9 protein-coding genes and 1 pseudogene are annotated in these 13,522 nt (G+C 58.1%); 5 read left to right on the forward strand and 5 right to left on the reverse strand.

The window, feature by feature from the left end; translation table 11 throughout:
* Positions 1 to 52 precede the first annotated feature (52 nt).
* The 5 genes from ACTG20_RS14340 to ACTG20_RS14360 form a co-directional block, all read right to left on the reverse strand.
* Positions 53 to 1,135 (reverse strand): cadherin repeat domain-containing protein, encoded by a 1,083-nt coding sequence (locus tag ACTG20_RS14340; protein WP_194496253.1) that lies wholly within the window; start codon positions 1,133 to 1,135, stop codon positions 53 to 55.
* Between the two features lie 691 nt (positions 1,136 to 1,826).
* A complete protein-coding gene (locus tag ACTG20_RS14345; protein WP_194496252.1) occupies positions 1,827 to 4,292 on the reverse strand; it encodes a hypothetical protein in 2,466 nt (821 codons plus the stop codon).
* A gap of 404 nt (positions 4,293 to 4,696) precedes the next feature.
* The gene (locus ACTG20_RS14350; protein ID WP_194496251.1) at positions 4,697 to 4,882 is read right to left on the reverse strand and encodes a hypothetical protein; all 186 of its coding nucleotides are present in this window, start codon (positions 4,880 to 4,882) and stop codon (positions 4,697 to 4,699) included.
* Between the two features lie 27 nt (positions 4,883 to 4,909).
* The gene (locus ACTG20_RS14355; RefSeq protein WP_194496250.1) at positions 4,910 to 5,602 is read right to left on the reverse strand and encodes an autotransporter outer membrane beta-barrel domain-containing protein; all 693 of its coding nucleotides are present in this window, start codon (positions 5,600 to 5,602) and stop codon (positions 4,910 to 4,912) included.
* A gap of 223 nt (positions 5,603 to 5,825) precedes the next feature.
* On the reverse strand, positions 5,826 to 6,815 hold the full coding sequence (locus ACTG20_RS14360) for a DUF2860 family protein (protein ID WP_194496249.1): 990 nt from the start codon (positions 6,813 to 6,815) through the stop codon (positions 5,826 to 5,828).
* 278 nt (positions 6,816 to 7,093) lie between these two features.
* Here ACTG20_RS14360 and ACTG20_RS14365 point away from each other — a divergent pair, with 278 nt between their 5' ends.
* From ACTG20_RS14365 to ACTG20_RS14385, 5 genes and pseudogenes are all read left to right on the forward strand, one after another.
* Positions 7,094 to 7,579 (forward strand): YqhA family protein, encoded by a 486-nt coding sequence (locus ACTG20_RS14365; RefSeq protein WP_005333692.1) that lies wholly within the window; start codon positions 7,094 to 7,096, stop codon positions 7,577 to 7,579.
* Between the two features lie 128 nt (positions 7,580 to 7,707).
* The gene (locus ACTG20_RS14370) at positions 7,708 to 8,157 is read left to right on the forward strand and encodes a hypothetical protein (protein WP_005361249.1); all 450 of its coding nucleotides are present in this window, start codon (positions 7,708 to 7,710) and stop codon (positions 8,155 to 8,157) included.
* 4 nt (positions 8,158 to 8,161) lie between these two features.
* On the forward strand, positions 8,162 to 11,152 hold the full coding sequence (locus ACTG20_RS14375) for a YncE family protein (RefSeq protein WP_194496248.1): 2,991 nt from the start codon (positions 8,162 to 8,164) through the stop codon (positions 11,150 to 11,152).
* Positions 11,152 to 11,989: pseudogene (locus ACTG20_RS14380) on the forward strand (FTR1 family iron permease). The gene ACTG20_RS14375 and the pseudogene ACTG20_RS14380 overlap by 1 nt, the downstream one beginning before the upstream one ends.
* Positions 11,990 to 12,091: 102 nt before the next feature.
* The gene (locus ACTG20_RS14385) at positions 12,092 to 13,516 is read left to right on the forward strand and encodes an NAD(P)/FAD-dependent oxidoreductase (RefSeq protein ID WP_194496247.1); all 1,425 of its coding nucleotides are present in this window, start codon (positions 12,092 to 12,094) and stop codon (positions 13,514 to 13,516) included.
* The last annotated feature ends 6 nt before the right edge of the window (positions 13,517 to 13,522 follow it).

Here is a 13,522-nt window from a genome sequence, read left to right on the forward strand (position 1 = left end):
AAGGCCCGGTATACACCGGGCCTCCTTGCCGCTTTTGTGATTTGTAGCGAGATTACTTACCGTTGGCGTCCACGCGGAACTTGTAACCCTGATCTGCACCGGTGGTGGTGTAGGTGGCACTGGTTGCACCATCAACATTAGCCCAATCTTCCGAACCATCCAGCGCACGCTGCCATTGGTAAGTGGCATCAACACGGTCAAGCTTCTCGCCAGCACCGTCATCCAACGTCACGGCGGAGTGCAGAGTGGTCCCTACGACAGGGTTGCCGGTGATGGTTGCACCAGTCGCATCCACTACCTTGACGTCGATTGCAGCTTCAACCACGTTCTCCACAGTGATGGTGATAGTGATACTGTCCTGCGCCCCTGTAACTGGATCGGTCACCGTGACCTCAACTACGTAGGTACCATTACCATCCGTATCAAGCGGGTTTTCAGCATCTTGCGGCTTCAGCGTCAGTACACCGTTGTCGTCAATGGTGAACTGACTACTATCATCGCCACTCAGGCTCCACTCCAGATCACCACCGCTGTTGTTGTTGGTGACCGAAGAGCCGACATCAACCTTGATCTCCTGGTTTTCGGGGCCACTGCCGTTACCTGCGCCGTCAAGACCAATGGAGCCCGGGATACCAGGATTTTCAACAATGGGGCCTTCACCACCGATCTCCAGATCTCCGGCCGCAATAATAATTTCATTGGAGAGGCTATCGGCTGAGTAACGGGTTGCTACCGGGAAGCTTCGCTCGTCTGCAACGGCACGCAGCTTGAGTGTCAGCTTCTTGCCAGCATCAGCAGGTTGCGGGGTATAGGCGGGAATAGCATCAACGCTGCCAGCCAGCTGCTCGGCACCGACATCAACGCCATCCAGTTGCCAAACGTAGTACCAGTCGGTCAGTGCATCACCATCTGCATCGGCAGTACCCGGTACCATTGGCAGAGTGACCGGCACACCGACCACCCCCAGCCCAGTGATTTCCGGTGTGGCGACGACGGTGATTTGACGACCATGAATGGGGCCTGCGCTATTGGTTGAGACCAAAGCGCTTGCGCCGTTACTGACCAGCGTAGCCAGCAAAACGGCAGCCAAGGTGGTACGACGAATATGGTGATCAGGGGTTACAAACTTTTTCATGAATAGAGACCTTGTCGGTTACATCAGCAGCCAAAAGACAACTGCATTTTGTTAACTATCGCGAGGAGACTATCCCTGGTTCACTGCCCCGAAGATGGGCTTGATACTGTTTGCACTATTTAACCTGTTAGATGAGGCAAAACACAAACAACTCTGTATCCGGCTGGACAACATTTTAATACTGACCAACGCATTAAGACCGGCAACTCGATTTTGGATTTTTATCTTTTCAACGAGCCCGCTGAATCGATGCATGAATAATAGCCACATAGTGATTCGAGGTATGTAGGATTGCAGGGCAACGCAATGTAGGAAAATACTTATCAACTCAATAAGTCAAGAGCGTACACTTGCCCATCCTGAGATTTACCGTGCTAATAACATGCTGATTGGGCTCAACAGGGGCTAAATCTCATAACGCCACATAGCAGCATTGTTTACATGGTCCCTATTGTTGGCTCCCCCATGAAATGATCACCGTTACGAAATGGCTGACTATCCAGTTCGGCACTCAATTGACATTATTCTCCTTAATTTGAGCAATCGAATGACACATGAGCCTTCCCCCGATATTTCGATGATATCAAGTCGTTAAACATCTAATGTGCTGATTAAGTGAAACAAAAAAAACCGGCCTCTCTCGAGGCCGGCTTTGATATTTACTCTCCGGTTTTACTTCTTGCACTGCTTATCAGAACTTCAGCTCGTAGCTCAGTTGCACGCTGCCATCCACGCCCTGATTGCCATATTCAGCCTGGCTAGCCTTCACATTCAGCCCTACGGTGCCAGCCTGCTCCAGCTCATAGCCAACACCCACTGCCGCGTAAGGACGCATATCATTGCGCTCAAGCTCGGCACTCACCGCAAACTCCTGCATCCCTTCACCCAAGCTGAATATGTCGCTTCTGCCCTTGAGCGTCACCGGGTTCACATCCAGGTCCATCTCGACCCCTGTATCCAGTTTCAGCTTCACTCCCTTCGCCAGCGCGGTCTCGCCTTTCACACCCACCTTGCCCACTGTGCTCTTGTCTTTCACCTTGTCGTGCTCGACATCAAACACCAGTCGCTCACCACCTTCACGGTAACCGTCTCGGCTGGTGATAAAGTGGGTCACTTCGGCATGAGGGGTCACTTTCCAGTCTGCCACCTCTACGCCATAGCCCAGGGAACCCCGCACAGCCACGCTCTTCACATCAGCTTTGCCTTTACCGTGTTGCACATTGGCAAGACCATCACCACGCACAAACTCACCACGCTGTTCGCCGTAGCCCAGCGACACACCGGCTTGCACTCCGGTCTCATCTGCCCCTTGCGAGAAGTGCAGATAGCTACCCACGCCCACACCGCTGTCCAGCTCCGCACCACCGCGCTCAGTCAGCAACTGGTTGTCCAGCGATGAACCAAACATCGAGGCAGTCACCCCGGCGGTCAGCTGGTCGGTGAGGCCATAGCCATACGCCAGCGACAGTTGCGGCGCGACCTGATAATCCAGCTCTGTCGGGGCGTCAGTCACCTTGCTCAGCTCACCCGCCACACGCAGGCACTGTTGACCTTCGGCACCGCTGACACAGGCGTTGTCCAGCTGACGGCCCAGTGAGCGCTGCTGGGCGCGGAAGGCCTGTTCGGTCTGGGCGGCCAGGAGCGGCATCGAGTCAAACAGATAGCCCAAATCCTGCATTACACCACCGCTCCCCTCGCTACCCGGCTCGGGCTGAGGCTCGGGCTGATTGGCCACTTCGCCACCCGGCTCGACTGGCGGAACAAGGGGGACAACCGGATCAGTGGGGGGATCGACCGGATCAGTCGGTGTATCGATTGGATCAGTCGGTGGATCAACTGGGTCAACCGGATCAACCGGCGGCTCAACGGGCTTAAAGGCACGCCAGATAAACGCTCGATCCCATCTCCCCCCGTTTCCCGACCAGCCTAAAACGACAGAACCATCATAGTTGGCCTTGTAGGCACGGGAATCTGCGGTGCCGAGAGTCCCGAGGTCAGTCATTCGTGCATCGCCTTCGCGATGAAGGAATGCGTGAGACCTTCCAGCGACATCAATGGCGGCCTCACCAACCACCACCTTGCCATCACCAGACACCCCGCGAGCAAAAGAGGAGCCGCTAGCGGCGTTATCACTGCGCAAGTTGCCAAGGGGGGTGAGCTGGCTATCCCCTTTATTGTGACGAAACGCTTGGTAAACGTTCGTATCATTTTGAGCAAGACCTACCACCACTCGACCATCGTCCGAGACGGCACTTGCATAAGAAGCGCCGAGATTATCCGAGCGCAGTGAGCCCAAGCGGACCATCCCCTCCTCGTCGGAGTGGCGAAACGCACTCGTTTCACCGGAGCCAAGTCCATAAGCAGCCTGCCCTACCACCACCTTGCCATCAGCGGAAACATTCGTTGCCTCAGACTGTCCCGCATTGCCTGCCATAAAGGTGCCCAGGTCGGTCATCTGTGCACGGCCTTGCTGATAGCGATAGGCCCTGTTTTGACCGCTATCCGTCTCTGCGTAGCCGACGATCACCCCACCATCTTTGCTCATGGCCCTGACCATGGAGCCACCCAATTTGTTACTGCGCAGTGAACCGAGATCGGTCATCCGGCGAGTCGCTTGGTCATAACGAAATGCGCGGTGGGCCCCATCATCGGTAGCGGCATATCCAGCAATCACCTTGCCATCAGACGAGACCGCCATCGCTTCGGCACCACCTGAGTTGTTGCTGCGCAGAGTGCCAAGATCGGTAAGCCGGGCATCCCCTTCACCAAAACGAAAAGCACGCCATTCGCCACTATCAGATTGTGCCCTGCCAACCACAGTGTTACCGTCAGCAGAAACTGCATAAGCATATGATTGACCGCCGTTATTACTGCGTAGGGTGCCGAGATCCTGCATGATGCCAGTGCGGGCGTCAAAGCGAAACGCCCGCGCATCATCAAACTCGTTTGAAGACCAACCTACCACCACATTGCCATCTGCAGAAAAATTGCTTGTGGTATCCCAGATGTAGGTATCTGGGATATTAGTGCTCAGATAACCAATGTTGCTCATCTCACCATTGGCAACCTCGATAGCCCGTGCCTGCTGGCTGGCCAGCGAAACACCGATGGCCAGTGCCAGGGTGCTTAATGTCATCACGGCATTTGCTTTGTTCATAACTAACCTCTTGCAACCGGTATGCGCTATGCATATCCGGTATCACTACAACCAGACCACCACTTGGTGGACCGACAACAAAATAGCGCCGCTGCGCATCACGATAACTTCGCTAAGCGGTCTGCATGTGTTGCATTGATATGGCGTGAACTGCCATGACTACCGAGATTGCCTGACCAAGTAATGGCTGGATGTTGTTCCCAAACGCTCTCGGGTCTCTCATCCATGAAAGGGGGTATCAAATACATCTGAGGCTATTTTTTCATCACCACCATCAGCCGTATGTAGGGCAATTCCTATGAGTGAGTAGTCATATTCCCCTTACTGTGTCCCAACAAAAAAGCCGGCCCCTCTCGAGGCCGGCTTTGATATTTACTCTCCGGTTTTACTTCTTGCGTTGCTTATCAGAACTTCAGCTCGTAGCTCAGTTGCACGCTGCCATCCACGCCCTGATTGCCATATTCAGCCTGGCTCGCCTTCACATTCAGCCCTACGGTGCCAGCCTGCTCCAGCTCATAGCCAACACCCACTGCCGCGTAAGGACGCATATCATTGCGCTCAAGCTCGGCACTCACCGCAAACTCCTGCATCCCTTCACCCAGGCTGAATATGTCGCTTCAGCCCTTGAGCGTCACCGGGTTTACATCCAGGTCCATCTCGACCCCTGTATCCAGTTTCAGCTTCACTCCCTTCGCCAGCGCGGTCTCGCCTTTCACACCCACCTTGCCCACTGTGCTCTTGTCTTTCACCTTGTCGTGCTCGACATCAAACACCAGTCGCTCACCACCTTCACGGTAACCGTCACGGCTGGTGATAAAGTGGGTCACTTCGGCATGAGGGGTCACTTTCCAGTCTGCCACCTCTACGCCATAGCCCAGGGAACCCCGCACGGCTACGCTCTTCACATCAGCCTTGCCTTTGCCGTGTTGCACATTGGCAAGACCATCACCACGCACAAACTCACCACGCTGTTCGCCGTAGCCCAGCGACACACCCGCTTGTACGCCAGTCTCATCTGCCCCTTGCGAGAAGTGCAGATAGCTACCCACGCCCACACCGCTGTCCAGCTCCGCACCACCGCGCTCAGTCAGCAACTGGTTGTCCAGCGATGAACCAAACATCGAGGCAGTCACCCCGGCGGTCAGCTGGTCGGTGAGGCCATAGCCATACGCCAGCGACAGTTGCGGCGCGACCTGATAATCCAGCGCTGTCGGGGCGTCAGTCACCTTGCTCAGCTCCCCCGTCACACGCAGGCACTGCTGACCTTCGGCACCGCTGACACAGGCGTTGTCCAGCTGACGAGGAGCCAAATTCTAAAGCCCAGCCTTTTGGCTGGGCTTTTTCGTATTTTCTGTTCTCCCCCTTCCCTACCTCGCGCGTCCCTCAAATGCCCTCTGTCATAACGCCTCTTGTCTGCATGTGATGACCAACCTGCATACAGCTTGAATTGTCTATTGCGCTCCATCCCATAAACAAAGAGCTGGATTGACCAGCCCCTGTGTGTACACCTCATCTCGCTGCCGGATGCCGGGATCAGAAACGGTAGAGCAAGCCCGTGGTGATGCTGGTGGCGTGAATATCGTAAAAGTCGATCCCGGAGTCTGCATTGGCGTAGCTGGCGCTCAGGAGTGCAGAGAGCGGCGCAATGCCAAACAGCTGGTGCCAGAAGAGGGTGGCATCGATAGCCATGTCGCGGCTGTCGGCACGCAGGCCAAACAGCGGATTGGCCTCGTCATAGTCGCGCTTGCCCAGATAGAGGTTGCTGACGAACGACCAGCGAGGCGAGGTTTTGGCGTAGGTGAGCTGCAACCCTTTGCTCACATAAGACTCGGCACTGCCCGCCAGATCAGCCTTCTCATAGCGCAATGCTGGCTCGAGGAACTGATCGTCTGTTAGCCGGAACTGGTAGGAGACCTCGGCGGAGTTGACCCAGCCATTGCGATCCAGCATCCCCATCACAGCGCGGCCATATTGCTCGCCACTGGACTCCCCATCCACCTTGACGTCGCGGCTGGTGACACTACCACTGAACGCGCTGCCCCAGATGTTGTCCCACGCCAGACGGGCGCCGTGGGAGCGCACGTCACTCTGCTCGCGTTCCACACCCACAGCAAAGGGATCGCGCCAGACCTTGACCGGGGTGGCATTGAACACCAGCGAACCGGCCACGATCCCCTTGTCCCCCAGTTGCTGGCGCAGCCCGAACTGCTGGGTACCATCGCCACGAATGGCATCCTGAATGAGGTTGCCCAGAAACAGCTGGCTACCGGTGGAGGCAAAGGTGTAGCGCAGATCCCCGTTGATCACCGGATCAAGGTGGCGCTGCTGCGCCGCAGCACCCAAAGTGTCAATACGCTCGCTACCTGCACTCCCCGTGGCAAAATTGGACTTGGTCTCGCCAACGCTGGCTCCCGCCAGCACACTGCCGGAAAAGCCAGATTCCTCAGGAATGGCCCCCAGCTCTTGTGCCTGAACCCCGCTTGCAACCAGCATCCCCATACTCAACAGCAGACCAATACGCATCGCAACACTCCTGGCAAGCGGCCACTCTCGGTGGGCCGAGCCTGATAAATAGGAGGGAGGCAGTCGCCCCCCTGAATTGAGAAGCGGCATGTTACGGCAGGGAAAAATCACAAATAAGACAGCGGGATGCGGTTTTATTTTTTATGATGGCTTTTTATTTTTTTATAGGCGCAAGCAGGGGGCGACCCGGCATAATCAGTCCCCACGGCCTTGCAACGCTGCGGGCTGCTCGCGCCATACTCACTCTATTTACCCCTGTTCCCAACATCGGAGTTCTCATGCGTCGATTCAATTTCATGCTCAATGGCAGCAGATTGATGATGTTCCCCTTCTACATTGGCATCCTCATCTGCGTGGTATTGCTGATGGTGAAGTTTGCCATGCAGCTCTATCAGCTTTCTGTAAACATTTTCGAGATCCCCTATCTGGACCTCATTACCGGCGTGCTGACCCTGGTGGACTTTATACTGGTGGCCCAGATGCTGATCCTGGTTGCTATCTGTGGCTATGTGCAATTTATCCAGACGGAAGAGCAGCGCGCCTCCCTTAGCAGCAACTGGCTTAGCAAGATCAACTTTGCCTCCCTCAAGCTCATCGTCATCAACTCGCTGGTGACTATTGCCGGAGTGGAGGTGCTCAAGGCATTTCTCGAAGATGGCATCATCAATGAAGTCGATATGAAGTGGTCCGTGGTGGTGTTTCTCGCCTTCTCGCTGGCCGCGCTCATCTATGCAGTGACCGAGCGGATGGCGGAGCATAAATAGTCGAGCTTGATCACTGTGCTTGTTCAGCCTTGATTCACCAGCAATACAATTGATAACACTTTTCATTACTCTTACTGCGTTATAAACTTGCTCCCCCCGGGCTGCCCCGCCCGGGTGCTGGAGCCTTTATGACAAGCCTTTCTCTCTCACCCCGACAATTCTGGCAGTGGCTGGCCTACCACCATCAGGCCGCCGAGGGCACCCTCTATCTGATGTTCTTCTCCGGCCTGCTGCTGTGGGAGCCGCTGACTCCGCTCTGGTCGCTGGCACGCTGGAATCTGTTTTTCCATGTGATGCTCTCGCTCACCCTGTTCCCGCTGCTGTTTGGCGCCTTCTGGCTCTCCCATCGCAGCTTGTTGAACCGCAGCAACAAACCCTTTTTACGCACCACGGGGCGGATTATTGAAGCCCTGCTGCTGATCTGTCTGGCCAGCGGCCTGCTGCTGGTGCTGCACGGCACTCCGGGCGATGCCATGGGCAACCTCGCCAGCTGGGCCCACTGGTTGAGCGCATTGGCGTTAACTCCTCTGGTGCTGCGCCACGCCTGGCGCTGGACCATCTTGAAATGGCGCACCTGATCCCATGTTGAAGTCATCGTTCTCTGCATATTTGTCACCCCTGCTGGCCCTCCTCCTGCTGCTGACCAGCCCCTTCGCGTTTGCCCAGCAGATGGGTTCAGGGATGCTTGCCTATGAGGAGGGGCAAAGCCCGCGCCTCGTCACCGCCAACCTGAGCGCAGGTTCCGTCACCCTGCTTGAGCGCGATAGCGGCAAGCGCCTGAAAGAGGTGCAGCTGGGGGGCGATCTACGCCAGCTTGCCCGCGCCGATGACGGCACCCTGCTGGTCACCGACTACAGCGGTGATCGCCTGTTGCTGCTGGATGATGATCTCGATCTGGAAAAGACGCTCCCCAGCGGCCACCGCCCCTATGGGGTCATCTTCGATGCCAAGCGGCAGTGGTTCTGGGTCACGCTGTTCGAATCCGCTCGCCTGCAGGCTTTCGACACCGCCGGCAACCTCAAGCTGGATGCAGAAACCGCCGAGACTCCCCGTGGACTGGCCCTGACCGACGACGATCGCCTGCTGCTGACCCACGCCATGACCGGACAGCTCGCCATCTATGATCTCGCCAAGCTTGGCCACGGCGCCAAGGGATCTTCGCTTCCCAAGCCCAAACTCATCACCCTGGCCGAGACCCATAGCGACACGCCGAGCGACTCCCAGGGATTGCCACGCCTGCTCGATGGCATCGCCCTCTCCCCCGATGGCAGCGAGGCCTGGCTGCCCCATGTGCTGTGGAGCTTCAGCCACCCCTTCCAGTTTCAAAGCACCGTCTTTCCGGCCGTCTCCATCATCGCTCTCGATGAGGAGAAAGAGCGGGTCGATGAAAGAAAGCAGCTCTTTTTGCAGATCAATTTGCCAAGCGTAGGTAACCGCAGCCAGATCGTCTCCAACCCGTTTGCTGCGCGCTTCGCCGCCGACGGCAAGCGGGTCTATCTGACCCTTGCGGGCTCGGAAGATCTGCTGGTGTTTGATCTCTCCCGCAGCGGCAAATCCAACAACAACCGCCACCGCCGCAAGAAGTTTCAGGGGGGCGCCAAGGCGACCCAGCTCTTGCGCCACCTGCCGGGCCAGAATCCGCGGGACTTGCTGATCGACGGTGACCATATTCTGGTGCACAACGCCATGGGGCAGGATCTTACCCGCCTCAATAGTGGCGGCAGCGGCCCGTTTGCCCGAGTCACGGTCGATGTGCCCCACTTCGCCAAGCTGGTAGAGACGGATCCGCGCCCCGCGCCGCTTCAGCGTGGCGAGCGGCTATTCAACCTTGGTAACACAGCGTCCAACTCACGCTTCCCCATGGCGGGAGACAACTGGATGAGCTGCAACTCCTGCCATCTGGACGGGTTCAATTTCACCAACCGCTATCTGATGGCGGCCCATCGCCAGAAGAGCGGCGACAACGCCATCAACGGCCACGCCAACCTCACCAACATGGTGGCGGGGGATTTTGTCGGCGAATACCTGCGCATGACCCAGCAGACCCAGGGCGGCATGGGCCATGACACCCGCGATGGGGCCGAGGCAGTTGACCCCGCGAGGCCCCAACCGGAAGTGAAAGCGATGATGGAGGACTTACACGCCTTCGTCACCGCCGATGGCAACCTCCCCTATCTCGCCAACTGGCTGCGACTCGATGCCCCGCGCACGGATCCCGCCAAGGCGCCGACCACTCACCCGAAAGAGTGGCTCAACTCCGCCTCCTGCCAGAACTGCCACCAACAGGCCTTCAAAGATTGGAGCGAGAGCAACCACCGGCTGATGGGCAACTCCCACCCCTACTACAAGGTGGTGCAGGCGCTGGCCCGCGAAACCGAAGGGGAAGCGTTTGGCCAGTGGTGTCAGGGCTGCCATATGCCCCAGCAGGTGATGACAGGCCAGCTGGATCTGCCCAAGGGCTCCCACATGTTCGAGCAGGGGGGCGCCTCGCTGATTGCAGCCCACAAGGCGGGCGAACCTGTGGTTGAAGAAGGGACTGGCTGCGTACTCTGTCATCGCATCACCAAGGTGGAAGATGCGGGCGGCAACAGCGCCTTTACCGTGAATTTGAAAGACCGTGAGAGCTATGTGTTCGAGGATGCCGCGGGTGGCAGCCTCCAGCACTGGCTGGCCGAGCGGCAGATCAACGCCCGTCCGGCGGCCCACAAAGCCTCCTATCAGAAGGATTTCTACCGCGACGCGGCTCTGTGCAAATCGTGCCACAACGAGTTTGCCCCGGGCACCGGCGCCAATATCGTCAACACCTGGGACGAGTGGGAAAAATCCAGCTTCGCAAACGCGGAGGATCCCGCCAAGCGGCGCACCTGCATCGACTGCCATATGAACCCGGAGCCGGGCAATGGCGGCGCGCCGGTGGCGGGCCAGTCCACCGAAAACGGCACCATGAAAGCGCGGCTCTATCGCCACAACTTTACCGGCGCCCAGCACCAGCTGGTGGGACTGCGCAATCCCGACCTTGAACAAGAGAGCCTGGCGCTCTTGCGCTCCAGCACGACCCTCTCCGCCCGTATCGAACAGGCGGCCGATAGTCAGCAACTGGTGGTGCGGGTCGCCAATACCGGCGCGGGCCATGCCCTGCCCACTGGCGTAGCTGATTTTCGTGAACTCTGGCTGGAGCTGACCGTCACCGACGCCAGCGGCAAGGTGGTGCTTGCCAGCGGCCAGCCGGTGGATGGTGCCGTCCCTGAAGATGCGCGACTGTTCAGAAAAGTATTCGGCGATGCCGAGGGCAAGCCGGTGGGGCTCAAGTTCTGGCGCTACGCCAAGCTCTTGGAAGATACCCGCATTCCGGCCGATGGCTGGCGCGATGAAGCCTGGCCGCTGCCTGCAGATGCCCAAGGGCCCTTCAAGGCCGATATCAAACTCAATTTCCGCACCTACCCCAAGTGGGTCAATGATGCGGTGCGCGCCGCCGAGCCCAGCTTGCCGGAGCCACCCATAGTGCAGCTAAATCGGTTGCAACTTACCTTGCAGCCTCTCCCCGTCACGCCCGCTACGGAGCCTCAATCCTGATGTTTGCAAGTTTTCTCATTACCCTGCGCGAGGGGCTGGAAGCCTTCCTGCTGGTCGGCATCTGCCTCTCCTACCTCGCCAAGCTGGGGGCGAGCCGCTACAACAAGTTCATCTATCTGGGGGTGGGGCTTGGCCTTGTCGCCTCCCTTGTGGTCGCCTTCCTGTTCCAGGTGGTGGTGAGCCAGTTCGAGAGCGAGCGCTACAACCACCTCTTGATGGCGGGGATCCTCATCTTTGCCACCTTGGTGCTCACCTATATGGCGATCTGGATGCAAAAGCAGGCCAAATCCCAGGTGGGGGCCATGACAGCGCGCATCGATGCGGCCATCGATGGCGGCAACCTGTTTGGTCTGGTGCTGCTCGCCTTTGGCGGTGATGCGCGAAGGGTTTGAAACCGTGCTCTTCTTCTCCGCCCTGCTCTACTCCGGGCAAGGGGTGGATCTGCAATCGGGCCTGATGGGCGCGCTGGCAGGGCTGCTGGTTTCCATCGCGCTGGTGTGGGGGCTGCTGCGTTCCACCCGCAAGGTGGCGCTGGCCCCCTTCTTCCGCTGGACCGGCCTGCTTATCATCATCATCGCCGCAGGCTTGCTCTCGTCTGCCGTCAACATGTTGCAGGCGGCAGATATCATCACCTTCTGGACCACGCCGGTGTTCGACATCAGCCACATTCTCGACGATCAGGGGGTATTTGGTACCTTCCTGCGCGCCCTGTTTGGCTACAATGCTTCACCCGCTGGCTTGCAGCTGCTGACCTGGGCCCTCTATCTGGCGATCTTCGTTACCCTCTGGCAGCGCAGCTATCGCCCGCAGGTGAGCGCCGCATCCAGCAAGGGCTGAGCCCGCACGCCCTGTGGCAACAAGGCCACGGGGTAACAACACCATTCGGGAGCCGCGCCTTGGCGCGGTTCCCTTATCTATCAAGCAGTTTCGGAATAGGTCATGAGCGATAACAACAAGAAAAGCATTGCAGTGCTGGGCGCTGGCCCCGCCGGTTTGATGGCGGCCTGGCGCCTGCGCCGCGCCGGTTTTGCCGTCACCCTGTTCGAGCAGGAGCCGATAGTCGGCGGCATGTGCGCCACCCAGACCTTCAAGGGACGCGATGGGGAGTATCGCTTTGACTACGGCGGTCACCGCTTTATCACCAAAAACCCCGAGCTGCTCGCCTTTATCGACGAGCTGATGGGGGATGACCTGCTCCACGCTGAGCGCAAGAGCGTGATCCGCTTTGGCGGGCGCACCTATGACTACCCATTGAACCTGCCCAACCTGCTCAAGACGGCGCCGCTCGCCCTGATGGCCGGTGCGGTGAAAGACTTGCTGCTGTTGCCCTTTAGCAAGAAGCCGGACGATTTTGCCAAGGCGAGCTTTGCCGAGTGGATCCAGAGTCACTTTGGCCGCACCCTCTACCGTCAGTTTTTCGAGGGCTACACCGGCAAGTTGTGGGGCATCAATCCGGACAAGCTCTCCGCTGACTGGGCCGGTCAACGTATCAGCCTCATCGATTTGAAAGACGTGGCGCGCCGTCTGTTGCCAAGACGCAACGGCAGTATCTCGGTGCGCACCTATGCCCGCAAATACCGCTACCCCAAATATGGCTTCGGCCAGATCTTCACCACCCTGGGGGAGCGGCTGGTGGCAGAGGGCGTTGAGCTCAAAACCGGTGCCACCATCACCCGCCTTGAGCAGACTGATGGCCGCATTGAACGGGTGTATTGGAAACAAGATGATGTTGAGCAGAGCGAGTGCTTTGATCAGGTGATCTCAACCCTGCCGCTCCCGCTCACCTGCCAGCATCTGGGCTTGCCGTGCGACCTCCAATACCGGTCGCTTCGCTTCGTCAATATGCCGCTCAAACAGGAGAACTTGTCGGACAACACCTGGCAGTACCTCTCCGATCCCCATATTCTGGCCACCCGTCTGCAGGAGCCGCGCCGCCGCAGCCCCTTTATGGCGCCACAGGGCCAGACCTCGGTGATGCTGGAGATCCCCTGCAATCCGGGGGATGCCACCTGGCAGGCTCCGCTCGCTGATCTGCGCGGTCGGGTTACCGCCGATCTCGCGAGCCTCGGTGTCGATACCGCCAAGCTTGGGGATGAAACTTTTGAAGCGCGTAGCGAATACGCCTATCCGCTGATGGATCTCGGCTATCAGGCCCGCCGCAACGAAGCCATCAAGGCGCTGATGCCCATCACCAACCTCATCATGACCGGCCGTCAGGGGACATTCCGCTACATCTTCACCGACACCGCCATGGAGATGGGGATGATGGCCGCCGACATGGTGATCGACGGGGTGGACAGACGCCACGCCATCTTTAACCATCGCAACGAAAACACCGTGATTGAAACCCAGAGCGTGGCCTGATGGCCG

The sequence above is a fragment of the Aeromonas sp. 84A genome (assembly GCF_051919345.1).
Classification (GTDB): domain Bacteria; phylum Pseudomonadota; class Gammaproteobacteria; order Enterobacterales; family Aeromonadaceae; genus Aeromonas; species Aeromonas veronii.

What these genes read in the sequence shown, in the direction of transcription:
- ACTG20_RS14340 (WP_194496253.1), bottom strand. Translation starts at nt 1,135, where the DNA reads ATGAAAAAGTTTGTAACCCCTGATCACCATATTCGTCGTACCACCTTG.
- ACTG20_RS14345 (WP_194496252.1), bottom strand. Translation starts at nt 4,292, where the DNA reads ATGAACAAAGCAAATGCCGTGATGACATTAAGCACCCTGGCACTGGCC.
- ACTG20_RS14350 (WP_194496251.1), bottom strand. Translation starts at nt 4,882, where the DNA reads ATGCAGGAGTTTGCGGTGAGTGCCGAGCTTGAGCGCAATGATATGCGT.
- ACTG20_RS14360 (WP_194496249.1), bottom strand. Translation starts at nt 6,815, where the DNA reads ATGCGTATTGGTCTGCTGTTGAGTATGGGGATGCTGGTTGCAAGCGGG.
- ACTG20_RS14365 (WP_005333692.1), top strand. Translation starts at nt 7,094, where the DNA reads ATGCGTCGATTCAATTTCATGCTCAATGGCAGCAGATTGATGATGTTC.
- ACTG20_RS14370 (WP_005361249.1), top strand. Translation starts at nt 7,708, where the DNA reads ATGACAAGCCTTTCTCTCTCACCCCGACAATTCTGGCAGTGGCTGGCC.
- ACTG20_RS14375 (WP_194496248.1), top strand. Translation starts at nt 8,162, where the DNA reads ATGTTGAAGTCATCGTTCTCTGCATATTTGTCACCCCTGCTGGCCCTC.
- ACTG20_RS14385 (WP_194496247.1), top strand. Translation starts at nt 12,092, where the DNA reads ATGAGCGATAACAACAAGAAAAGCATTGCAGTGCTGGGCGCTGGCCCC.